This is a genomic window from Pseudomaricurvus sp. HS19 (assembly GCF_009857815.1).
Classification (GTDB): Bacteria; Pseudomonadota; Gammaproteobacteria; order Pseudomonadales; family Cellvibrionaceae; genus Pseudomaricurvus.
This window is the reverse complement of sequence record NZ_WVVW01000001.1, coordinates 176,869-198,810: the sequence shown is the minus strand read 5'-3', so window position 1 is coordinate 198,810 and position 21,942 is coordinate 176,869. Positions and strand designations below refer to the sequence as shown.

The following is a 21,942-nucleotide window of genomic DNA, read 5'->3' as shown; positions in this document are numbered from 1 at the left end:
TTATTCCACTGGTTTCAGATTCATCCACACACTTTTCACCTGCAGGAACTCCAGCAGGCCCTGTTCACCGCCGAGACGGCCATAGCCGCTCTGCTTGTAACCGCCGAACGGCGCGTAAGGCTGCATGCCCTCGCCGGACGCGTTCACCTGTACGGTACCCGCTTCCATTTTTGACGCCACATGATGGGCACGACGCAGGTTCTGGGTATGCACGTAAGCGCCCAACCCGTAATCGCTGTCGTTGGCCAGCGCAATGGCCTCCTCTTCCGTATCAAACGGCGTAATGGAGAGTACCGGCCCGAACACTTCGTGCTGGAACAGGTCACTGGAAGGGTCCACATCGGCAAAGATGGTCAGCGGCATGTAGAAGCCATCGGCAAAGTCACCTTCCGGGCGATCACCACCGCACAGCAAACGGGCGCCCTGCTCTTTGGCTTTGGCGATGATATCTTCTACCCTCTGCTGCGACTGGGCGCTGATCAGCGGTCCCATAACGGTGGTGGGCTGCAGCGGGTCACCCAGTGGCACGTGGGACGCCATGGCCTGGATCATGGCCAGGAACTGGTCATAGATGGAGCGCTGCACCAGCAGGCGGGTACCGTTGACGCAACCCTGGCCGCTGACGCTCACTGCGCCGCTCATGCCGCGCTTGGCCGCATCCTGCAGGTTGGCGTCTTCAAAAACGATTACCGCGGATTTGCCGCCCAGTTCCAGGCCGCAGGGCTTGAGGGTCTGGGAGGCAGTCTGCAGGACTTTTTTGGCGGTGTTGCCACTGCCCACAAACTGCACCTTGTCGACACCGGAACTGGCAACAATCGCCTCGCCCACATCGGGGCCACCACAGACCATGTTCACCACACCAGCGGGGAAACCGGCTTCTTCAAACAGCTCGGCCAGACGCATGACGGAATACGGTGCCAGCTCCGGCGCCTTGATAACCACACAGTTACCCGCCGCCAGTGCCGGTGCCAACACCATGGCCGCCGCAAACAGCGGACCGTTCCAGGGGATGATGGCGCCAATAACGCCATAGGGCTCGTAATTCACATAGTTGTGGGCCGGACCGTTCCAGGCATCCAGGGTCTCGCCCCGAACCTTGTCCGCCCAGCCCGCGTAGTAGCGGAAACGCTGCGCCATCACCATCGGCGTGTAGGGCGAGATCATGGAGGGGTAGCCATTACCCAGGGTGTCCAGCGCCGCCAGATCTTTGGTCTTCTGCTCAATCAGGTCCGCCACTTTCAGCAACAGGTTGCGGCGCTGCTCACCGGTAAGGGCGCGCCAACCGGGCAATGCTGCGCGAGCGGCCTTAACCGCCAGGTCAACTTCCGCCGCTCCAGCCAGCTTCAGTTGCGACGTCACCTGCCCATTGGCCGGGTAGATATGATCCCAGGTAATACCGGAACCCTGTTCGATACGCTCTTCGCCAGCAATGGCGACATAACGCGGAAGATTGGAGGTGTCGGGAAGCGAAAATGCCATGGAAGGGTCTCTCCTGCCTGAAACAGGGCCATACCCGCAGCCGCGAGCGTAGCCAGGGGCCGGCCAAAGCCAGCATTGGTTATGATGTGGGGCAGACTATAATATGCCTATTATTTACCTGTAAAGCGTGAAAAACGGCTTATTTAGCAAATTTACACATATTAATACTTATTTATATGCCTATTATTAAATAATAATGTGCACATAATTACTGCTACAATGCTCTCGCCAGCGCAGCAGACAATAGCTTCAGGAAGGGAACGAGCGTGAAAGAGGACAAACAGCAGAAACGCCATCTGGTTCAGGATGCCGCCGCACGCCTGCGGGAAGTGATCCTGCAAGCAGAGCCCGACAGCAATATCGGCTCGCTCAATGAAGTCGCCGAACAACTGGGCGTCGGCATCGTGACTGTGCAGCAGGCGGCCCGGGTGCTGGAGCACGAGGGCCTGTTGACCGTAAAGCGCGGCCCCGGTGGCGGTTACTATGGCACCCGCCCGGACGACGCGGCCATGGAGCGGGCCTTTGCCACTTATATGCGCATCAATGACATCAGCTACCGGGACGCATTCGAGCTGTCTGTGGTGCTGGATTGCGAGATCATCCGCACCGTCGCCGGTAGCTACGACGCCCGCCACAAGCCCCTGCTGGATGCCCTGCTGGCACAGCTGGAAGCCATTACCAGCGCAGAAGATGTCATCCGTTTCGAGCAGGATTTCCGCGAGACACTGCTTCGCATCTGCAGCCGTCCCTTGCTGGAACTGCTCGCCCGGGTGGCCATGCAGATGTACACCGCCAAGGACAATCCCAACCAGTTTGTGGAGCAGTTCGGTATTGACGAATGGCGTCTGGGCCGCCGCCGAATTCTGCAGGCTGTGCTGCAACATGACCCCGAGCTGGCCTATTTCGAAGCCCAGCGTTTTCGCAACCTGACCCTCAACTGGATGGGCGAAAACCCCCGCTGATCCGGAGCCTGCCAGCGCAGGCTTTTTACCCGCCGCCAGATCTTGCTACAGTGTCCTCCGCACCGGTACTCCGTTCGGCGCCACAGGCGCGCTGAGTGCGTACAGGGACTACAAAACTCCATAACAATAACAGGGAGTCACACCATGCAACTTACCCGGCGAGCGCTGGCTGCCAGCCTTTGCGCCCTCTCCTTCTCCATCCCGCAACTGCAGGCCGCAACCTCTGATAAACCGGTTTTTGACCAGACCGGGACCGTGCAAGTACCCTCGTTCAGCCTTCCGCCATCCGACCTGCAGAGCGAGGAAGCCACTCGTATGCTGCAGATGCGCAGCAAAATGCCGCACCGGGACGCGGTTCAGGAACCGGATGCAATAAAAGCACGACAGCAACTCGCCGCCATGCTGGCACCACAGGTGGAGGGCATGCTGAAAGCCTACCCGGTGAATGTAGCCGAGGAGTCCATCGGCGGAGTGCCGGTGCGAATAGTCACACCCAAAGGCGGCAAGCCGGATAAGGACCGGGTACTGATCAATCTGCACGGTGGCGCGTTTAACACCTGTTGGGAATCCTGCTCCCTGATTGAGTCCGCACCCATTGCCGCCGAGGGTAACTACAAGGTGGTGTCCGTTAACTATCGAATGGCGCCCGAAGCCAAACACCCGGCGGCGGTGGAGGACGTCACCAGCGTCTACCGCGAGCTCCTGAAAAACTACAAGCCGGAGCACATAGGCATCTACGGCTGCTCCGCCGGTGGCTTCCTCACCAGCCAGACAGCTGCCTGGTTACCGCAACAGAACCTGCCGCAACCCGCTGCCATCGGTATTTTCGGCGCCGGTAGTGTGCGCTTTATGACCGGTGACTCCGCCTGGATTGCAGCCAGCATCGACGGCTCCTTCCCGCCGCCATCCACCAAAGAAAAGCCTCAAATGGATCTGACCAGGGGTTATTTTGACGGCGCCGACATGGAAGAGCCAACCGTCTCTCCGGCCCTGCACCCGGAGACCCTGAAGAAGTTTCCGCCAACCATGATCATTACCGGCACCCGGGCCATGGACATGAGTCCGGCCATCTATACCAATACAGAGCTGCTCAAGGCCGGCACAGATTCCACCCTGGTGGTGGGTGAAGGCATGGGGCATTGCTACATCTACCAGAACTACCTGCCAGAAGCGCGGGATACTTACGGGCTGATCGTGAATTTCTTCCGCAAAAACCTGCATTAACTCTCTTGCCAGTAGAGGGGCCCCCACCCCTCTACAACTCTTATGTTCCCATCCCCTCGTAAAAGAAGCCGAAACTTCGCTGATAGATCTGCAATCTGTAAAAGTTGTAGTACCCACGTCATCGACTATAACTTTCTAATGACGCCTGAGATTTGACACCCTCGCACCGGATTTTCGGCAATACCCGCCGTACTGCCATGCCCTTTTCGATAATGGGATTCACACTCCCCCAGTCAACAGGATGACAGACATGACGAACCTGCAGAAAATAATGACTCTTTTTGTCCTCTTCGCCCCCGCATTGACTCACGCAGGAGAGCGCGCCCTGGTTATCGCCACAGACAGTAAAGAGCTGCAGTGGGGCCCCTGTCCGGCATTTATTCCCAAAGGGTGCGAAATTGCGATACTACAGGGAGACCCCGCGAAAAATAATCTGGATATCTTCTTCAAGGTACCGGGGGACTTTGAAATCCCCCACCACCTGCACACGTCACAGGAGCGTATGGTACTGGTATCAGGCACCCTGGATGTCAAATATGACAACCAGCCCATGGCCACTATAAAAACCGGAGAATATGCCTATGGTCCGGCCAGGCTGCCGCACACAGCATACTGCCACAAAGGCGCTGACTGCATTTTGTATATCGGGTTTGTGGCACCACTGGATGCTATGCCGGTGAAGGCTGCTGAGTAGGCACCAGCTACTGGACAGCACAGCATTCACAACAAGCCGCCCAACGCTCTCAGGGATAATGGCAGCCGTCCCCGGAACTGCTAAGCCCTTCAGATAGCGACCTCCCCTCCAATGAACTGCATCACAAAAAATCTTCCGGTTTAAGCAACCGACGAAAAGGTCTCTACCGAGGGCACAGAAGATCATGGCACTATGGCGGTATAAACATCGCAGGTATGACTCTCAGTCAGCTGCGGCCAGGCACCGCCAGTGGCACAATAATTTTCCTGACACTCCTGTGGCGGCAACCAGCAATTGAAACAACAAAAAAGCATAATTTTTGCATCTGTAAACCGGCCCGAACACAAACACTGGTTTCCAATCACCTACAGGGGGTATCCATGGGCACACAGCAGTCTCTTACGGACATGGAGCAACGCTTTGCCCAACTGTGGCAACAACTGCTGCCAACAGGCACAGACTCAGATTACAAGACCGCCTGGAATGCCCTTGAAGAGGGTTATTGCGAACCATGGCGGCAGTATCACAGCGCTCGCCACATCGCGTTCTGCCTGCGTGAATTTGACCAGGTCAAAGCGCAGCTGGAGGTCCCCGATGAGGTGGAGATGGCCCTCTGGTTTCACGACGCTGTCATGGATCAACAGGCCGATGACAACGAGGCACGCAGTGCGGATTTGTTCCGGCAATACAGTCAGGGGCTTTTCGGGGAAGACTTTCAACACAATGTCTGTGACCTGATTATGGCCACCACCCACGACGGCCACCAGACAGGCGATGCCGGCTTTGTCTGCGATATTGACCTGGCGGGACTGGGACTCAACTGGGACTCGTTTCTCGATGATGGCATACGCTTGAAAGGTGAATCGCTCAAGAGCACCGCCGAATACAGTGCCGAAAAGTTGCAGTTTTTTCGTCGGTTACTGGAGCGTCCACACGTCTATATGACCGACTCTTTCCGCCAGCGTTACGAGAACAGCGCAAGGGATAATATTCACCGCATGATGGCATTACTGGAAAGCAACCTCTATTGCTGACGGCACGGGAGATCCTGCCGCTCTCCCTGCCCTCCCCGACTCCCCTTCTTTCCATCTGCAAATCACCCCCCCCCTTGAGATTCACGCCACTCCAGTGCAACACTTGGGTATTAGCCTTCGGGGATTCTCCCGGGAACCTATCCCACGGGCAGAAAACAACAAGGAGTCGTACCATGACGCAGCCCCTGACCGGCCGCAGGCCTTCCCGCCTCAGCGCCTGGATGGATATGGTGCAGGGCGGCACCGGCCTGTTGCTGGTGTTGTTTATGTGGGCCCACATGTTGATGGTGTCCAGCATCCTGCTGGGCAAGGACGCCATGTACTGGGTGGCACGCATGTTCGAGGGAGAGCCCTTGCTGGGCAAGCCCTACCCCATACTGGTGAGTGGTGTGGTGCTGTTTATCCTCGCCGCCATCGTGGTGCACGCCGTTCTCGCCCTGCGCCGCTTCCCCGCCAGCAGCCATCAGTACCAGACCCTGCACCACCATATCCGCAGCCTGCGCCATGGTGACACCACGCTCTGGTACCTGCAGGTGATAACCGGCTTTGCCCTCTTTTTCCTGGCCTCCGTGCACCTTTACCAGATGCTGTTACACCCCGGGGATATCGGCCCTTACGCCAGCTCGGACCGCGTCTGGAGCGGACGCTTCTGGCCGCTCTACCTGTTGCTGCTGTTTGCCGTGGAGCTGCACGGGGGCATTGGCGTCTACCGCTTGGTAGTTAAGTGGGGCTGGTTCCTCGGCAAGGATCCCCGCCGCGGGCGCCGGCGCCTGCAGCGTATCAAGTGGCTTATCACCGCCTTCCTGCTCGCCCTTGGCCTGCTGACACTGGCAGCCTATATGAAGATCGGCATGGAGCATGAAGCCCGTGTCGGGGAACGCTATGTGCCTGCACACCTCCAACCCGTTGCCGAACCGCAAGGAAATCCCTGATGCAGATTATTCACACGGATGCGCTGATTATCGGTGGTGGGCTGGCCGGCCTGCGCGCCGCCATCGGCGTTAAGCGCCAGGGTTTTGAGGCCATTGTGCTGAGCCTGGTACCACCCAAACGCTCCCACTCTGCAGCGGCCCAGGGTGGCATGCAGGCCAGCCTGGCCAACAGCGCCAAGGGCGAGGGCGACAACGAAGACCTGCACTTTCTCGATACCGTGCGCGGCAGCGACTGGGGGGCCGACCAGGAGGTGGTGCGCATGTTCGTCAATACCGCCCCCAAAGCCGTGCGGGAACTTGCGGCATGGGGTGTGCCCTGGAACCGGGTGCAACGCGGCGATCACACCAGCGTCATCAAGGGTAACAAGGTCACCGTCCACGAACGGGACGAGGCCCACGGCCTGATCACGGCGCGCAACTTTGGCGGCACCCAGAAGTGGCGTACCTGTTACGTCTCCGATGGCACCGGACACTCCATGCTCTACACCATGAGCAACCAGGCCATTGCCGAGCAGATCCCTGTGCATGAGCGTATGGAGGCTATCGCCCTGATTCACGATGGCGAACGCTGCTACGGCGCGGTGGTGCGCAACCTGATCACCGGCGAACTGCTGGCCTATGTCAGCCGCACCACCTGTATCGCCACCGGCGGCTATGGCCGGCTATACCGCAACACCACCAACGCCGTAATCAACGAAGGCATAGGCACCGCCATAGCCCTGGAGACCGGTGTTGCCACCCTCGGCAATATGGAGGCTGTGCAGTTCCACCCCACCGGCATTTTTCCCGCTGGCATCCTGGTGACCGAAGGCTGCCGGGGTGATGGTGGCCTGTTGCTGGATGGCAGGCAGGAGCGCTTTATGCCGGCCTACGAACCGGAGAAGCAGGAGTTGGCTTCCCGCGACGTAGTATCCCGCTGTATGGAGACCCACATCGCCAAGGGCCTTGGGGCCCAATCGCGGTTTGGCGAACACCTGTGGCTGGATATCCGTCTGCTGGGGCAGAAGCACATCGATACCCGCCTGCGGGAAGTCAAAGAGATCTGCCATTACTTCCTCGGTGTCGATCCGGCCAGAGAGCTGATACCCGTGCGCCCCGCGCAGCACTACTCCATGGGAGGCATCCGCACTAACTATCGCGGCGAATCTCCCACCCTCAAGGGTCTGTTTGCCGCTGGCGAAGCCGCCTGCTGGGATATGCACGGTTTCAACCGGCTCGGCGGCAACTCGGTAGCGGAGACGGTGGTTGCGGGTATGATCGTGGGCGAGACCATGGGTGAATACCTGGCCGACAACCAGATCACCGTATCCACCGCCCTGGTGCACGACTGCGTCGGTCAGGCCGCGCAACAGTTGCACAACTACGCTCACAACAACGGCAACGAAAACCCGTTCCATATCCTGCGCGATATGCAGCACTGCATGACCGACAAGGTGGGCATATTCCGCAACGGCGAGCGCCTGCAACAGGCGGTGTCCGAGCTGCAACAACTGCAACAGCGGGCCAGCCAGATACGGGTACACTCTGCCGCACGTGGTGTTAACCCGGAGCTGGTGGCCGCCTATCGGGTCGAAAAAATGTTGAAGCTGGCCTTGTGCGTCGCCCATGGCGCCCTGCAGCGGCAGGAGAGTCGAGGCGCCCACTACCGCGAGGACTTTCCCCTGCGCAATGATCGCGACTGGCTCAACCGCACCCTTGCTACCTGGCAGCAAGGTGCCCCGCTGCCCTCGTTAAGTTACGAACAGCTGGATGTCAGAAACATGGAGTTGCCGCCTGGTTGGCGAGGCTATGGCAGTGAAGAACGGATTGACCACCCACACACCGCTGCACGACAGGCCGAGGTGGACGCTCTCAAGGCAAAGGTTCCTGATCGCTTCCAGCTGCAGGAGCAACTGATGCCCTACTGCGACCTGCTGCCACCCTCACTGCGCGGACGCAACGAGCGCCTTGCAGAACCTTTGCAGTCACCCTCAGGAGAGCAACGCCCATGAGAGCAGCGCCCATGACCAACGCCCCTGCCAATGACAACCGCATTGCTGCCAGCAACGTAAACGGCGGTCGCACCCTCACCTTGCGCATCTTTCGCTACAACCCGCTGCAACCAGAGCAAGAGCCACACCTGCAGAGCTTCACCCTGGAGGAAGCGGATACCATGACCCTGTTTATCGCACTCAACGAAATTCGCGAGAACATGGATCCCACCCTGCAGTTTGATTTTGTCTGCCGCGCCGGCATCTGTGGCAGCTGCGCCATGCTCATCAATGGCCGGCCCGGGCTGGCCTGCCGTACTCTGACCCGGGACCTGCCACGTGAGATTACTCTCGCCCCCCTGCCCGGTTTTGAGTTGATCGGGGATCTGTCGGTGAACACCGGCAAGTGGATGCGCGGCATGTCCGAACAGCTGCAGACCTGGATACATCGCACTGGCGGGGCGCCAGACCTGTGCCGGCTGGAAGAGCGCATGGAACCGGAGGTAGCGGAAAACATCTACGAACTGGAGCGCTGTATTGAATGCGGCTGCTGCATCTCCGCCTGCGGTACGGCACAGATGCGCCCCGATTTTGTCGGTGCGGTGGGTATCAACCAGCTGGCCCGCTTCCGTATTGATCCAAGGGACGATCGCACTGATACGCAGTTTTTCGAGGTACTGGGGGATGATACCGGCGTGTTTGGTTGCATGACCCTGTTGGGGTGTGAAGACTTCTGCCCCAAGGATCTGCCGTTGGCTCAACAGATCGCCTACATGCGGCGCAAGATGGTCCTGGCCGCCACCTGAACAAGCCCCCCCTCCGCACACTCGTTGTTTATGGCTCTGACGGTTTGCCCTGTATATTGCGGTACGCCGTCGGCCCCATACCCACAAAGGCCTTGAAGGCACGGTAGAACGCCTGCTGGCTGCCATAGCCCACATACTCGGCCACTTCCCACACCGGCTTGCTGGTTTTCTCCAGGGTATCGATTGCCAGGTACATACGCATGCGCAAGCGATAATCCTCCCAGCTGATCCCCATAGCCTTGCGGAAGTTACGCCGCAGGGTGCGTGGCGACATACCAACTGCATCGCAGACCTCATCCAGGGTAACCGTTGGCAGGTGTTGGCGGGTGTAACCCACCACCGCATTGATGCGCCGGTTATCCGTGGCTGGCAGCACCAGCTGCACTTCCTCCTCCAGCCATTCGCTGCAGAGATGGGCAAAGCAGTTGAAAAACGCCTCACTGACCGGCTCCCGCTCGCCGCTGATGGGCCAGCGCATGGCGTACATGATCATTTCCCGCATCAGGTTATTGGCGGCAATGACCCGGAGGCTGTCACCAGGCAAGGCCAGCATATCCGGGCTGAGGAATACCGAACCGGAACGCACCCCGTGAATGGAGGTGCGGTGAGGCAGCCCGGCGGGAATCCACACCGCAAACTGGTTGGGCACTTTGTAACGACCATGAACCCCCTCCACCTCCACCGACCCCTCGAAGGCGTAGATCAGCTGGTGCAGGTCGTGGTAGTGCCACGGGGTCTCAATATCGTGGTTACCGCTGTTGTAGGCCCCGGCCCGGGCCTCACTGCCATCCGGGCGCATGGGTGAAAAGTCAATCGAACGGGTCAAACAGAACCTCATCAGTCCAAAACTTGGCCGTTAAAGTACAAATAAGGGCCCCTACAATCAAGAGGGCCAGCCGTGGCACTGCTATGCTTTCCTCACTGACGATTGCCCTGCCAGAGAGAGGCGGCAATCCATAACAGCGCCCATTCAGAGACGAGGACACTCACCATGTCGAATGATCAATCCGCAGAAATGAAGAACTCCGCCAAGAGCTATTGGTCGGCCGAAGGCTACACCCGGGGTGGTGTGATCCGCGAGGTGGACTACGCCTCCCAGTCCGGCGGCCTGCACCCGAGCCTGGAAGGCATCAAGATTGTGGACTGTGATACCCACTTCACCGAGCCACCCACGCTGTTTCTCGACCACGCTCCCGCTGCGCTGAAGGACAAGATGCCGGTGGTGAAGCGAGTGGACGGTACCGACCGCTGGTTTATCGGTGATCGCGACTGCGGCACTCTGGGTGGCAACGTTATCCGCAAGGACAACAACAAGCTGCTGGGTCGCCTGGCCTTCCCTACCATCGACGAAGGCCACCCCGGCGGTCACGAAATCGCCCCGCGCCTGCAGGCCATGGACGACATGGGGGTGTGGGCCCAGATCTGCTACCACAACTCCGGCGTGACCCAGGCCGGTATGCTGATGACCCTGGGCGATAAGGAGCTGGCGCTGGCCGTGATCAAGGCCTTTAACGACGGAGCCATGCAGCGCCAGGAAGAGTCCGGCGACCGCCTGTTTACCATGGCTCACCTGCCCATCTGGGACCAGAAAGCCATGGAAGCGGAAGCCCGCCGCTGTATCGATATGGGCCTGAAGGGCTTTGTGCTGCCGGACACCCCGGAGCGCGTGGGTGTGCCCTCTTACATGCACGACTACTGGACCCCGTTCCTGGAGATGTGCGATGCCACCGGCACTCCGCTGAACTTCCACCTCAACGCCGCCATCGACCCCAACACCCTCACCTGGGAAGGCTTCTCCTTTGAGCAGACCCTGTCGGTTGTGGCCACCATGTTCTCCATCGGCAACGCCGCCACCCTGGGCAACTGGATGGTCAGCGGCCGCCTGGACCGCCACCCCAACCTGAAGATCGCCCTGGTAGAGAGCGGCATGGGCTGGGTACCCTTCGCCATCGAAGCGCTGGAACACCAGTTCAACGAGATGCTGCCCAGCAAGACCGACATGCTGCGCAAGCGCCCCTGGGACTACTTCCGTGATCACTTCTGGGTGACCTACTGGTTTGAAACTATCGCCCCGAAAACCATGCTGGAGACCATCGGTGTGGACAAGGTGCTGTTCGAAACCGACTTCCCGCACCCCACCTCGCTCTATCCCGGTGTGCAGGAGCACATTGTCGATACCCTGGGTGGCTACGACCGCAGCGTGAAAGAGATGGTGCTGCAGTCCAACGCAGCGCGGCTCTATAACCTGCCGTTCTGATCTTTCGCCCATCACCCACAGGCCGGCGCACTGCTGCCAGCCTGTGGTATTTCGAGCTTCACCGTCAGCCCACCCCGCCATTGCACAAGATTCGGGTGGCTGCGGAGTCCCTATCCCGTCACAATGCCTGCAATCGCCAACACGCCCTGACGCAGACCGCCGTCGCTACGGCACAGGAACCGTTGCATGACCAGGCAAGCTGACACCGACTATCAACGCATTGAAAAAGCGATCCGTTATATCCAGCAACAACGCCTTACCCAGCCAGCACTGGAAGACGTAGCCGCACATGTGCACCTGAGTCCTGCACATTTCCAGAAGCTGTTCAGCCGATGGGCCGGTGTCAGCCCGAAAAAATACCTGCAGTACCTCACCCTCAGCCACGCCAAATCGTTACTGGCGGCAGGGCAGACCAGCCTCCAGGACGCCGCCTATGCCAGCGGGCTGTCCGGCAGCAGTCGCTTGCACGACCTGTTCGTCACTATCGAAGGTATGACCCCGGGAGAATTCAAAAGCGGCGGCGCCGACCTGACGGTCAACTACCAGTTTGCCGACACACCGTTTGGTGAAGTGATCATCGCGGCCACCGACAAGGGCATCTGCCAGCTGGCCTTTACCGACAACACAACAGACGCCGTGGAGAGCCTCCAGGCCAGCCTGCCCAATGCCCGTTGCCAGGCCGCGAAGGTACCCATGCACAACGAAGCCCTGAAGATTTTTCAACAGGGCTGGTACCCGCCGCAACCGCTCAAACTGCACCTGGCAGGTACACCGTTCCAGTTGAAAATCTGGGAGTGCCTGTTGAGTATCCCCACCGGCCAACTAACCAGCTACGGAAGGATTGCAGAGCAGATTGGCAAGCCGGGAGCATCTCGAGCTGTGGGCAGCGCCATCGGCGCTAATCCGGTGGCCTACCTGATCCCCTGCCATCGGGTGATTCAAAACAGTGGCGGACTGGGAGGCTACCGCTGGGGTGAAACCCGCAAGAGTGCCATCATTGCCTGGGAGTCTGCCCACAATGCGGAATCGCCGGATTCCCGGCAGACCTCTTCATAACGCTCGGCGCAGAAACAAAAATCCCCGCAACAGCGGGGATTTTTGTGTAACGCCAGAGCGAGCTGTTATTCCGGACGCATAGCCGGGAACAGCAACACATCGCGAATGGACGGCGAGTCGGTCAGCAGCATCACCAGGCGGTCGATACCGATACCCTGCCCTGCTGTAGGCGGCAGGCCATACTCCAGCGCACGCACGTAGTCGGCGTCGTAGTGCATGGCTTCGTCGTCACCGGCGTCCTTGTCGGCCACCTGCGCCATAAAGCGCTCGGCCTGGTCTTCGGCGTCGTTAAGCTCCGAGAAACCATTGGCGATTTCGCGGCCACCGATAAAGAACTCAAAACGATCAGTCACGAACGGGTCGTTGTCACTGCGACGAGCCAGTGGCGATACTTCGAAGGGATACTCAGTGATAAAGGTAGGCTGGATCAGCTTGCTTTCCACACTCTCTTCAAACACTTCAGTGAGCAGCTTGCCCAGACCCAGGCGGTCGCGATCGGCGGGCAGCTTGATGTGCAGCTTGTCGCAAGCGGCATACAGGCGCTGACGGATTTCGTCGGCGTTGGCTTCACGGGCTGCTGGATCACGCAGCCACTCTATCGCTTCGCACAGGGCTGCATCATCGCTGTTGTAGTCGATCACAGACTGGGCCATAGAGATCTTGGCGAATGGCTTGCCAAAATCGTAGATCACTTCCGCGCTGACATTGCCTTCCTTGTCACGGGTAGTATTGGTCACCTGGCTCGAACCCAGCACGGTTTCGGTCAGTTTGCGCAGAAGGTCTTCCGTCAGCTCCATCAGGTCGTTGTAATCGGCGTAGGCCTGATAGAACTCCAGCATGGTGAACTCTGGATTGTGACGGGTCGACAAACCTTCGTTGCGGAAGTTGCGGTTGATCTCGTAAACGCGATCAAAGCCACCCACCACCAGGCGCTTGAGATACAGCTCAGGCGCAATACGCAGGTACATGTCGATGTCCAGCGCGTTGTGATGGGTAATAAACGGACGCGCCGAGGCACCACCGGGGATGGCCTGCAGCATGGGGGTTTCCACTTCCAGGAAATCGCGACCGTTCAGGTAGCTGCGGATAAACGCGACGATCTGCGAGCGCAGCTTGAAGGTGTTACGAACTTCCGGGTTGGCAATCAGGTCCACGTAACGCTGACGGTAGCGCATCTCCTGATCCGCCAGGCCGTGGTATTTGTCGGGCAGCGGGCGCAAGGCCTTGGTCAGCAGCTGGTACTCGTCCAGCTGCACGTACAGGTCACCCTTGCCGGATTTGTGCAGTGCGCCGCGCACACCAACGATGTCACCCAGGTCCAGGGACTTGGCAAAGTCGCGGGCCTCTTTGGTCACGTACAACTGGATGCGACCGGAGGCGTCCTGGATTTCCATAAAGGCGCCGCGATTGCGAATCAGGCGACCGGCAACCGCAACCACTTTGCCCAGCTCTTCCAGTTCGGCCTTCTCTTTTTCGCCGAACTCAGCCTGCAGATCCGCACATTTGCTGTCGGGGCGGAAGGTATTTGGAAAGGCATTGCCCTGCTCGCGCAGGCCGGCCAGTTTGGCACGACGTTCGGCGATCAGCTTGTTTTCATCTTGCGGTTGTTGATTGTCGTTCATAAATCAGGTCCCTGGTAGCAAGGCTCTAATGGCTGGGACACCTCTGGCCATGTCATTCCCGCGCAGGCGGGAATCCCGGTCACAGAATCTCTGTAGACTCCCGCCTGCGCGGGAGTGACCAGATCATGGTGGTGTCCTATTGAAAAAAATTTTGAATAATTACAGACCAGCTTTCAGGCTGGCTTCAATAAACTGGTCCAGGTCACCATCCAGCACCGCGCCGCAGTTGCTGGTCTGCACACTGGTACGCAGGTCCTTGATGCGCTGGTCGTCCAGCACGTAGGAGCGGATCTGGCTGCCCCAGCCGATATCGGACTTGGTGTCTTCCAGTGCCTGCTTGTCGGCGCTGCGTTTGAGCATCTCCTGCTCGTACATCTTGGCCCGCAGCATCTTCCACGCCTTGTCACGGTTCTGGTGCTGGGAGCGTTCGCTCTGGCAGCTCACCACAATACCGGACGGACCGTGGGTCAGGCGCACGGCGGAGTCGGTTTTGTTTACGTGCTGACCACCGGCACCGGAAGCGCGGTAGGTATCGGTACGTACATCGGCGGGATTGATATCGATCTCGATGTTGTCGTCGATCTCGGGGGAGACGAACACCGAGGTAAAGGAGGTGTGACGACGGTTGCCGGAATCGAACGGCGATTTACGCACCAGGCGGTGAACACCGGTTTCGGTGCGCAGCCAGCCAAAGGCATACTCGCCTTCAAAGCGGATGGTGGCACTCTTGATGCCCGCCACTTCACCGGCGGAGGCCTCCTCCAGGGTGGTCTTGAAGCCCTTGGCTTCGCCCCAGCGCAGGTACATGCGCAGCAGCATCTCGGCCCAGTCCTGGGCTTCGGTACCACCGGAGCCGGCCTGGATATCCAGGTAGGCGTTGTTGGGGTCCATTTCGCCGGAGAACATGCGGCGGAACTCCAGGGTCGCCAGCTGCTCTTCCAGCTTATCGATCTCGCTCTCTACCTCGGCCACGCTGTCGGCGTCGTCTTCTTCGACCGCCATCTCCAGCAGCTCACGGCAATCGGAGACGCCCTGGTCGAGGGTCTCGATGGTCTCTACCACTGTCTCCAGGCTGGCGCGCTCACGACCCAGCTCCTGGGCCCGCTCGGGCTTGTCCCAGACACTGGGCTCAGCCAGTTCCAGTTCTACTTCGGCCAGACGCTCTTTCTTGTGAGCGTAGTCAAAGATACCCCCTAAGAACGTCAGTACGTTCCTGCAGGTCCTTGAGGGCGTTGAGCAGCGGTGCGATTTCCATACAAGTCTCGTGTCAGGGCCAAAAATCAAGCCGCGAATTGTACAGGAGGCAGGGGGCAAACTCTAGGTGTGGGCGGGGGTATGGCGGCCTTGGCCTGGCGGATGGCAGGTGATTTGGAGGGGGCAGGAGCGCGGCTCCATCTATCCCCCCGGGCGATCTTTGACGGCCAGCGTCGATTTACAAATGTCTCTTGGTCTTTGCGGTAGGCAGCGCCTGCAGCGGGTCATCCGGCCAAGGGTGCTTGGGGTAACGCCCCTTCATCTCTTTTTTTACATGCTCATAACTGCCGCTCCAGAAACCGCGCAGGTCCTGGGTCACCTGCAACGGTCGGCGCGCCGGTGACAGCAGGTGACAGAGCAGGCGTACACGGCCACCGGCCACGGTGGGGGTATCGACACAGCCGAACATCTCCTGCAACTTCACCGCCAGCACAGGCGGGGTCTGGGTGTAATCAATGGCGATGCGGGAGCCGGACGGCACCACCACATGGGTCGGCACCTGCTCATCCAGTTGGGCTGGCAGTGGCCACGGCAACAACGATTGCAACATGGAGAGCAGGTTGAGGCGACGAAAATCCTCCAGTTTGCTAACGTCGTTGATGTACGGCGCCAACCACTCATGCAGGGTCGCCAGCAGGCCGGTATCGGAGACATCCGGCCAGGGGCTATTCTCCCCATCCTGCAGGCTGCGCATCAGCATTACCCGCCCACGCCACTGCTGCACCTCCTCGCTCCAGTCAAACAGCGACAAGCCTCGCTTCGCCACCAGCTCCACCAATGCCTGCTGGCGTATCTCAGGCTGCACGTCCGTAAGCCTTTGCCGCTGCAGAACCAGGCGTCCCAGTTTTAACTGCTCTTCCGCCACCAGCTTACCGGCGCGCTCGTCCCACTCCACCACTACCTGCGATTGCAACCGCTCCGGGCAGAGGGACTGGAACAGCGCCATATCCAGGGCCGCCGCCAGAAATACCCGGTCCTGGCTGCGCCCTTGCTGGCCGCCAGCGGCGGCAATCACCAGTGCCGGCTCCCGCGCCAGCGGATCACCCTCGGCCAGCTCTACCGAGCGACCATTGGCCATTTGATAGTTTCTTCCCTGCTCACTGCGACGTAAGGCGACCCGATCCGGGTAGGCACAGGCCAACAACAGACCCACAGCCTGATCCGCCGTGCAGGCATTTACTGTCCGCCCATGATCAAGGTCCGGCAGAATCCTGAGGTATTGCCTGACCTGCTGGCGCAGGCGCTCCACCGCGGACCGCTGCCGGCCATCGATCTTGCGCTCACCATTCAACAGTTCCAACCGCAGGCCAATATCAGCACTGCCGCTGTTTATGGGATCACGCTCCGACAACAGCGCGGCCAGCTGACAGGCCAGTTGCGCATGCCCCAACTGCTGCCCCTCCAGCATCATGGCCGCCAGACGCGGGTGCGCAGGCAGTGCAGGCAACTGTTGCCCCAGCTCCGTGAGCTGACACAGATCCGCACTCACGGCCCCCAACTGATGCAGCATCTCCAGTGCCTGCCGGAATGGTCCCACGGCAGGAGGGTCCAACCACAACAAATCCGTGGGGTCGTTGCACCCCCAGGCCAGCAGCTGCAGGGCCAGCGGCGCAAGGTCGGCGTTCGTGATCTCCGGGTCCGGGTAGGCCGCCAGCTCATCCTGCTGCTGGCGGCTCCAGAGCCGGTAGCAGGCACCGGGTGCGGTACGACCTGCGCGGCCAGCGCGCTGCTCCGAGGAGGCGCGCGAAACACGACGGGTGTTGAGCCGGGTCAGTCCACTGACCGGATCGAACGCGGGCCCCCGACTGAGGCCTGCATCTACCACCACCCGTACACCATCAATAGTAAGGCTACTCTCGGCAATGCTGGTGGCCAGCACCACCTTGCGCTGCCCCTGAGGCGACGGTGCAATGGCCAGGCGCTGCTGGTCGAGGCTCAGGTCCCCGTAGAGCGGAGCCAGCAATACGGAAGAATCGGTAAGACGTTCCCGCAACTGCTCTTCGACCCGGCGGATCTCCCCCACACCCGGCAGGAAAACCAGCAGACTACCCTCTTCCTCCTGCAGTGCCTGCAACACTGTGGCCACCACCCGGGCGTCGGTGCGCTGGTCAAAGCGGTAGGGGTCGCCATATCGGATATCCACCGGATAAGCCCTGCCCTCGCTGCGTACCACCGGGGCACCACCCAACAGGGTGCTGACCCGGTCCCCTTCCAGGGTGGCAGACATCACCAGCAGTTTCAGGGGTTGCTCACGCAGGTCAGCAAATAAATCACGCCCCTGCAATGTGAGGGCAAGCCCGGTGTCGGCATCAAGGCTGCGCTCGTGAAACTCGTCGAAGATCAGCAAGCCGACACCGTCGAGACTGGGGTCGTCCTGCAGCCAGCGCCCGAGAATGCCTTCGGTTACCACTTCGATACGGGTATCGGGTCCCACCTTTGAATCCAGCCGCACCCGGTAGCCCACCGTCGCCCCCACCGGTTCACCGAGGTTGGCGGCCAGACGCTCAGCCGCGCCACGGGCCGCCAGCCGACGCGGCTCCAGCATGATGATCTTCTGCCCCTGCAACCAGGACTCCTGCAACAGCGCCAATGGCACCAGGGTGGTTTTACCGGCGCCCGGGGGGGCTTCCAGCACCAACTCGTCGCCGGCATTCAGCGCCTCGCGAATGGCAGGAATCACTTCTTGGATAGGGAGTTCAGACATGGGGTGTGCGACAGCGGCTCTGATAGAGCGGCCATGGTACCGAAAGCGTTCACCGAAAGCAGCGCAGGCAACATTAACCAGTGACGTTAATTGCAGGCACTTGCGCGTCAGGCAAGGTCAATCACCTACCACGGCCCCCTGCAGCTGATACTTCGCCGCCAGTTGCTGCAGGCTGCCATCCCGCTGCAGCTGGCGCAGCCTCTGGTTGATAAAGTCCTGCACCCCCGGGCCCAGGTCATTGCTCATCAGCAAGGTAATGCGGGTGGGCGCCACTTCATTGTCCAATGGATAGAAGCGGTAAGACGCCTGATCCTCGCCGAGGTTGGCGAGGGCATAGGCGATGCGCGACGACTCTTCCATGAAATAACTGGCCCGCCCCCCAATCACCATACGTACCGCCGAGCGATGATCCGTGGCCCGCAAAAACTGTAAGCCATTGCGGCCGGCAAAATCATCGGTACCGGGATAACGGTAACCCTGAATCCAGACCACCCCATTGGCGCGCATACGTTCAGGGGTAGGAGCCTCTGTACTGGCCCTGGCCATCAGTGACAACCGATAATCCAGCAGATCCACCTCAGCAAAGGTAGCATCCCCCCACACCCCCTCCTCTTCCCACGAGCGCAGTGCATAGGCCACCCAGCGTGTGGCATTGCCGTTCAGCATGTCGCGTTTGGCACGGCGGATGGGCTTAACCTCCTCCCGGATCCGGTACTCGCTGTCACTGAAAACAGCCCGCACCAGGTCGGAGATAAAACCACTTGAAGGGTAATTCAGGCCGGCGGGATTGAGGATTTGATAAGGCTCAGCTGCGGCGCCGTAGACCAGATAGGTGATGGTGTCGCGCTCGTCGGAATTAATCCCCGGGTTTTCTGCCAGGGCATGGCCGGACAAAGACAACACCAGCAGCAGCGCACAGGAAAGCAACCTGCCTGTGACCACGAACGGAGAATAAGACACCATCTTCAACACACCGCGCAACGAGACGACGACCCGGCCTGCCAGCAGTGAAACGGCATCAGGACCGTGAACAGAAGAGCGAATAGTAACGTGGAGGCCCCGGAACGCCTATACCGGGCACCTATGCCGAACACCTGTAGCAGCGCCACTTCCCCCGTGACCCTGCCGTGTTCAAGGGGCGGTACAGTTGGCCGGCACCTGGGTGCGGCACACATCAGTGTCGCCGCCTGCTGTCAACGCCTGCAACTCCGTTGCCGATTCCTGTAACAGGCCGTTGCCGGGAAAGTGAGCCACTGCGCAGCCAATAACCCGCCTGGCCTCATCGCCGCAACCCGCGGCCTGCAAACTGTAGGCGAGGTTGTTCCAGTGCTGTGGCAATTGCAATCCACGACCAGACTGAAACCAGCCGATAGCCTCTTGGTACTGCTGTTGGCTGTAGGCGATATTGCCCAGTCCCAGTCGCGCCAGACCGTCTGTGTCATTGTCGTCCGGCCACTGTGCCAGTGCTGCCCGGTAACTGGCGGCGGCTGCATCCAGCAATTGCAACTCCTCCAGGTCAGCCGCGGCCCGCAGGTAGGGTAACGGCTGCGCGCTTGCCGGTACCCGATCCGGAGACAGGATCACCCGACCCCAGTAGTCGGCTTTGCCCCAGGTATTGAGAAAGGTCTTCATGGCCACCAGGCGTCGCTGGTCATTGCCCGATCTCAGCACCAGCGTGCGCTGCGGCTGATCGAAGCCAACGACCACGGCAAAGTGCCACTGCGGCAACCAGCTTAGCCCAAGGTTCTGCATTACCAGCACGGGATTGCCAGCCGCCACCTCCCGCAGCAGGTCTTCCAGTGCGGGCTCCAACGGATAGGCCAGCTGCTGGTGCTGGCGCGCCTGCGCCACCAGCTCAATGGCCAGGCTACCTTCGCGACCAGGTATGTAGACCAGCGGCTCCAGCTCCGCCGCCGTGACTTCCGCACCGCGGTAGGCCAGTACAGTTGCCAGAGCCGCCGCACCACACTGCTGCCTGCGCTGGGAAAAGAATGGAACCTCTTCCAGCTCGACCCGGTCGGGTATATCCGTGACCGGCAAGGTGGAGTTCAGCCGGGTTGATGTACAACCGCCCAAAATAAAAATGGCGGCCAGGAGGGCCGCCAGATGCAACTTCATGACGCTTACTTGTTAATACACTTCACGAAGTTAAAGATGTTGGTCGCACACAGCATATCGGTGATGATGAAGACCACAAAGATCAACACCAGCAATCCCAACACGCCCTGACCGGCCGGCAGGTTCTGGGCCTCGGCATTCAATTGTGCCAGCTCCTCACCGGTGAGGGTGTGAATACGCTGCTCCACTGCATCGGCATCAACACCCATGCTCTGCAGCTGTTCCTTAACCCCTTTTTCGTTAATGGCCTGCAACAGTTGCTGGCGGTCATACTGCTCAACCTGGGCAACGACTGCAGACTGGGTGGTAGCCATGGCAGCCTGCGCTGTAACACTGACGACGCTGCTCCAAACCAGTAACCAGCTCATCAGCAGTGTATAGATTGCACGCTTCATTGGTGTGCCCTTCATAGATCCTCCTAAGTGGTAACTCATGATTTCTTTGCCTCATCAGCAACCTGACCAGCATTAGCAGATACAAGATTAGACAATCGTAATGATCTCAGCCAGCGCGACAGTGTGGAAACGGATACTGCGTCATAGTCCCGGCAAGTGCCTGAAACTTAACTGACAATCCGCTGTCGGTGTTGATGGTGAGGAAGGGAGTAGCCGGGACCGCAAGCGGAAAGACCCCCACTCCAACCCACTTCCGCCCATTAAAACCCTAGCCTTTTTGCGACTTCATCCAGGCCATGGCCTGGCCAAGAAATTTCTCCGACTGTTTGATGCCGGCCTCCAGCTCGCTCTGGCGACCGGTATCGCAAATGGTATCCCAGGCCTGCACCACGGCTTCCGGCGTCTGCTCCTCTCCCGGCAGGAATACACCCTCGGTTTCAAACACCCGCGCCGTGGCATAGCCACCGGCACCGGCGCAGAGAATGGTGCGGTTCGGCGCCTCTTCGTGACACAGCACCAACGCACCTGCCGTTACCGCCTCCGGCCGGAACATAGCCAGCAGCTCCTGCGGGAAAATGTCTTCCGTCATACGGGTCGCCGCCACCGGCGCCAGGGCATTGACCCGGATATCATTCTTGTGACCTTCCTGCACCAGGGTGTTCATCAACCCTACCAGCGCCAGCTTGGCAGCGCCGTAGTTGGATTGACCGAAGTTGCCGTACAGGCCGGACGATGAAGTGGTCATCACAATGCGGCCATAGTTCTGCTCGCGCATGATCTCCCACACCGCCTTGGTACAGTTGACGCTGCCCATGACGTGCACATCCATCACCAGACGGAAGTCTTCAATCTCCATCTTGGAGAAGGTTTTGTCCCGCAGGATGCCGGCGTTATTGATGAGGATGTCCACCCGCCCCCACTTGTCCATGGCCTTCTGCACCATGTCCTGCACTTCGTCGAACTTTGCCACATTGGCGCCATGGGCCATGGCCTCACCACCCATGGCCTCAATAGCTGCCACCACCTCCTGGGCCGCCGCCGATGAGGCGCCGCTGCCATCCCGTGCGCCCCCCAGGTCGTTGACCACCACTTTGGCACCGCGACTGGCCAGCTCCAGCGCATGACAACGACCCAGGCCGTTGCCGGCACCGGTCACAATCGCAACCCGCCCATCGAATCTCACTGTCATGATTACTCCCTCCGTCCTCAAACTGGCGAAAAAACACGCAAGCTTTGCGCCACAGCCCCGTGGTCCGGGGCGGCGCCTGCCAAATTGGCCCTACTATAACCCTGCGGTGTTGCAATTACGCGCTTCGACGACCACGCCGCAGGCCGCCGGAGCCCCGCTTGCACAGGAAAGGGGCATATTCCGCAGCCGTTATCTGCCGGGTTCCCCCTCCCTGCATCAAGGGGTAAAATCCGTCGCCATCGAAAC

Annotated in this window: 18 protein-coding genes; 9 read left to right on the top strand and 9 right to left on the bottom strand. The window is 59.8% G+C overall.

Annotation, left to right across the window (positions count from 1 at the left end; all coding sequences use genetic code 11):
- On the bottom strand, positions 1 to 1,479 hold the full coding sequence (locus GSF27_RS00785; protein WP_160964739.1) for an aldehyde dehydrogenase: 1,479 nt from the start codon (positions 1,477 to 1,479) through the stop codon (positions 1 to 3).
- Positions 1,480 to 1,745: 266 nt separating this feature from the next.
- Here GSF27_RS00785 and GSF27_RS00780 point away from each other — a divergent pair, with 266 nt between their 5' ends.
- From GSF27_RS00780 to GSF27_RS00750, 7 genes are all read left to right on the top strand, one after another.
- The gene (locus tag GSF27_RS00780; protein ID WP_160964737.1) at positions 1,746 to 2,441 is read left to right on the top strand and encodes a GntR family transcriptional regulator; all 696 of its coding nucleotides are present in this window, start codon (positions 1,746 to 1,748) and stop codon (positions 2,439 to 2,441) included.
- A 144-nt stretch (positions 2,442 to 2,585) separates the two neighbouring features.
- Positions 2,586 to 3,665: an alpha/beta hydrolase gene (locus tag GSF27_RS00775; protein ID WP_160964735.1), complete on the top strand. Its 1,080-nt coding sequence runs from the start codon at positions 2,586 to 2,588 to the stop codon at positions 3,663 to 3,665.
- A 271-nt stretch (positions 3,666 to 3,936) separates the two neighbouring features.
- Complete coding sequence (locus GSF27_RS00770; RefSeq protein ID WP_202410221.1) at positions 3,937 to 4,359, top strand: DUF4437 domain-containing protein; 423 nt, start codon at positions 3,937 to 3,939, stop codon at positions 4,357 to 4,359.
- A 380-nt stretch (positions 4,360 to 4,739) separates the two neighbouring features.
- Positions 4,740 to 5,393 carry a hypothetical protein gene (locus GSF27_RS00765; RefSeq protein WP_160964731.1) on the top strand — a complete coding sequence of 218 codons (654 nt, stop codon included), beginning with the start codon at positions 4,740 to 4,742 and terminating at the stop codon, positions 5,391 to 5,393.
- Positions 5,394 to 5,566: 173 nt separating this feature from the next.
- Positions 5,567 to 6,325 (top strand): fumarate reductase cytochrome b subunit, encoded by a 759-nt coding sequence (locus GSF27_RS00760; protein ID WP_160964729.1) that lies wholly within the window; start codon positions 5,567 to 5,569, stop codon positions 6,323 to 6,325.
- Positions 6,325 to 8,316, top strand: a complete 1,992-nt coding sequence (locus GSF27_RS00755) for a fumarate reductase flavoprotein subunit (RefSeq protein WP_160964727.1) — start codon at positions 6,325 to 6,327, stop codon at positions 8,314 to 8,316. Before GSF27_RS00760 ends, GSF27_RS00755 begins: the two co-directional genes overlap by 1 nt.
- A complete protein-coding gene (locus GSF27_RS00750) occupies positions 8,313 to 9,101 on the top strand; it encodes a fumarate reductase iron-sulfur subunit (RefSeq protein WP_202410220.1) in 789 nt (262 codons plus the stop codon). The genes GSF27_RS00755 and GSF27_RS00750 overlap by 4 nt, the downstream gene beginning before the upstream one ends.
- Before the next feature lie 28 nt (positions 9,102 to 9,129).
- Here the strand turns inward: GSF27_RS00750 and GSF27_RS00745 are convergent, their stop codons facing one another.
- Entirely contained in the window at positions 9,130 to 9,927 is a 798-nt protein-coding gene (locus tag GSF27_RS00745) for an AraC family transcriptional regulator (protein WP_160964725.1), read from the bottom strand.
- Between the two features lie 165 nt (positions 9,928 to 10,092).
- On the opposite strand from GSF27_RS00745, the gene GSF27_RS00740 reads away from it, so the two are divergent.
- Positions 10,093 to 11,358: an amidohydrolase family protein gene (locus tag GSF27_RS00740; RefSeq protein ID WP_160964723.1), complete on the top strand. Its 1,266-nt coding sequence runs from the start codon at positions 10,093 to 10,095 to the stop codon at positions 11,356 to 11,358.
- 186 nt (positions 11,359 to 11,544) lie between these two features.
- Positions 11,545 to 12,414, top strand: coding sequence for a methylated-DNA--[protein]-cysteine S-methyltransferase (locus tag GSF27_RS00735; protein ID WP_160964721.1), 870 nt, complete (start codon positions 11,545 to 11,547; stop codon positions 12,412 to 12,414).
- Between the two features lie 65 nt (positions 12,415 to 12,479).
- Here GSF27_RS00735 and lysS read toward each other — a convergent pair whose 3' ends face one another.
- From lysS to GSF27_RS00700, 7 genes are all read right to left on the bottom strand, one after another.
- Positions 12,480 to 14,036, bottom strand: coding sequence for a lysine--tRNA ligase (gene lysS, locus GSF27_RS00730; RefSeq protein WP_160964719.1), 1,557 nt, complete (start codon positions 14,034 to 14,036; stop codon positions 12,480 to 12,482).
- A 159-nt stretch (positions 14,037 to 14,195) separates the two neighbouring features.
- A protein-coding gene (gene prfB / locus GSF27_RS00725; protein ID WP_160964717.1) for a peptide chain release factor 2 occupies positions 14,196 to 15,291 on the bottom strand; the annotation gives its coding sequence in 2 pieces (ribosomal slippage) (positions 14,196 to 15,218 and positions 15,220 to 15,291; 1,095 coding nt in all).
- Between the two features lie 177 nt (positions 15,292 to 15,468).
- Positions 15,469 to 17,994 carry an ATP-dependent helicase HrpB gene (gene hrpB / locus GSF27_RS00720; RefSeq protein ID WP_160964715.1) on the bottom strand — a complete coding sequence of 842 codons (2,526 nt, stop codon included), beginning with the start codon at positions 17,992 to 17,994 and terminating at the stop codon, positions 15,469 to 15,471.
- A gap of 117 nt (positions 17,995 to 18,111) precedes the next feature.
- Positions 18,112 to 18,957 carry an amino acid ABC transporter substrate-binding protein gene (locus GSF27_RS00715; protein WP_160964713.1) on the bottom strand — a complete coding sequence of 282 codons (846 nt, stop codon included), beginning with the start codon at positions 18,955 to 18,957 and terminating at the stop codon, positions 18,112 to 18,114.
- A 168-nt stretch (positions 18,958 to 19,125) separates the two neighbouring features.
- Positions 19,126 to 20,112, bottom strand: a complete 987-nt coding sequence (locus tag GSF27_RS00710; protein ID WP_160964711.1) for a PA2778 family cysteine peptidase — start codon at positions 20,110 to 20,112, stop codon at positions 19,126 to 19,128.
- A 5-nt stretch (positions 20,113 to 20,117) separates the two neighbouring features.
- Complete coding sequence (locus tag GSF27_RS00705) at positions 20,118 to 20,522, bottom strand: PA2779 family protein (RefSeq protein WP_160964709.1); 405 nt, start codon at positions 20,520 to 20,522, stop codon at positions 20,118 to 20,120.
- A 253-nt stretch (positions 20,523 to 20,775) separates the two neighbouring features.
- The gene (locus GSF27_RS00700; protein ID WP_160964707.1) at positions 20,776 to 21,696 is read right to left on the bottom strand and encodes an SDR family NAD(P)-dependent oxidoreductase; all 921 of its coding nucleotides are present in this window, start codon (positions 21,694 to 21,696) and stop codon (positions 20,776 to 20,778) included.
- Positions 21,697 to 21,942: the final 246 nt, after the last annotated feature.

What these genes read in the sequence shown, in the direction of transcription:
- GSF27_RS00785 (WP_160964739.1), bottom strand. Translation starts at nt 1,479, where the DNA reads ATGGCATTTTCGCTTCCCGACACCTCCAATCTTCCGCGTTATGTCGCC.
- GSF27_RS00775 (WP_160964735.1), top strand. Translation starts at nt 2,586, where the DNA reads ATGCAACTTACCCGGCGAGCGCTGGCTGCCAGCCTTTGCGCCCTCTCC.
- GSF27_RS00770 (WP_202410221.1), top strand. Translation starts at nt 3,937, where the DNA reads ATGACTCTTTTTGTCCTCTTCGCCCCCGCATTGACTCACGCAGGAGAG.
- GSF27_RS00765 (WP_160964731.1), top strand. Translation starts at nt 4,740, where the DNA reads ATGGGCACACAGCAGTCTCTTACGGACATGGAGCAACGCTTTGCCCAA.
- GSF27_RS00760 (WP_160964729.1), top strand. Translation starts at nt 5,567, where the DNA reads ATGACGCAGCCCCTGACCGGCCGCAGGCCTTCCCGCCTCAGCGCCTGG.
- GSF27_RS00755 (WP_160964727.1), top strand. Translation starts at nt 6,325, where the DNA reads ATGCAGATTATTCACACGGATGCGCTGATTATCGGTGGTGGGCTGGCC.
- GSF27_RS00750 (WP_202410220.1), top strand. Translation starts at nt 8,313, where the DNA reads ATGAGAGCAGCGCCCATGACCAACGCCCCTGCCAATGACAACCGCATT.
- GSF27_RS00740 (WP_160964723.1), top strand. Translation starts at nt 10,093, where the DNA reads ATGTCGAATGATCAATCCGCAGAAATGAAGAACTCCGCCAAGAGCTAT.
- GSF27_RS00735 (WP_160964721.1), top strand. Translation starts at nt 11,545, where the DNA reads ATGACCAGGCAAGCTGACACCGACTATCAACGCATTGAAAAAGCGATC.
- lysS (WP_160964719.1), bottom strand. Translation starts at nt 14,036, where the DNA reads ATGAACGACAATCAACAACCGCAAGATGAAAACAAGCTGATCGCCGAA.
- hrpB (WP_160964715.1), bottom strand. Translation starts at nt 17,994, where the DNA reads ATGTCTGAACTCCCTATCCAAGAAGTGATTCCTGCCATTCGCGAGGCG.
- GSF27_RS00715 (WP_160964713.1), bottom strand. Translation starts at nt 18,957, where the DNA reads ATGGTGTCTTATTCTCCGTTCGTGGTCACAGGCAGGTTGCTTTCCTGT.
- GSF27_RS00710 (WP_160964711.1), bottom strand. Translation starts at nt 20,112, where the DNA reads ATGAAGTTGCATCTGGCGGCCCTCCTGGCCGCCATTTTTATTTTGGGC.
- GSF27_RS00705 (WP_160964709.1), bottom strand. Translation starts at nt 20,522, where the DNA reads ATGAAGGGCACACCAATGAAGCGTGCAATCTATACACTGCTGATGAGC.
- GSF27_RS00700 (WP_160964707.1), bottom strand. Translation starts at nt 21,696, where the DNA reads ATGACAGTGAGATTCGATGGGCGGGTTGCGATTGTGACCGGTGCCGGC.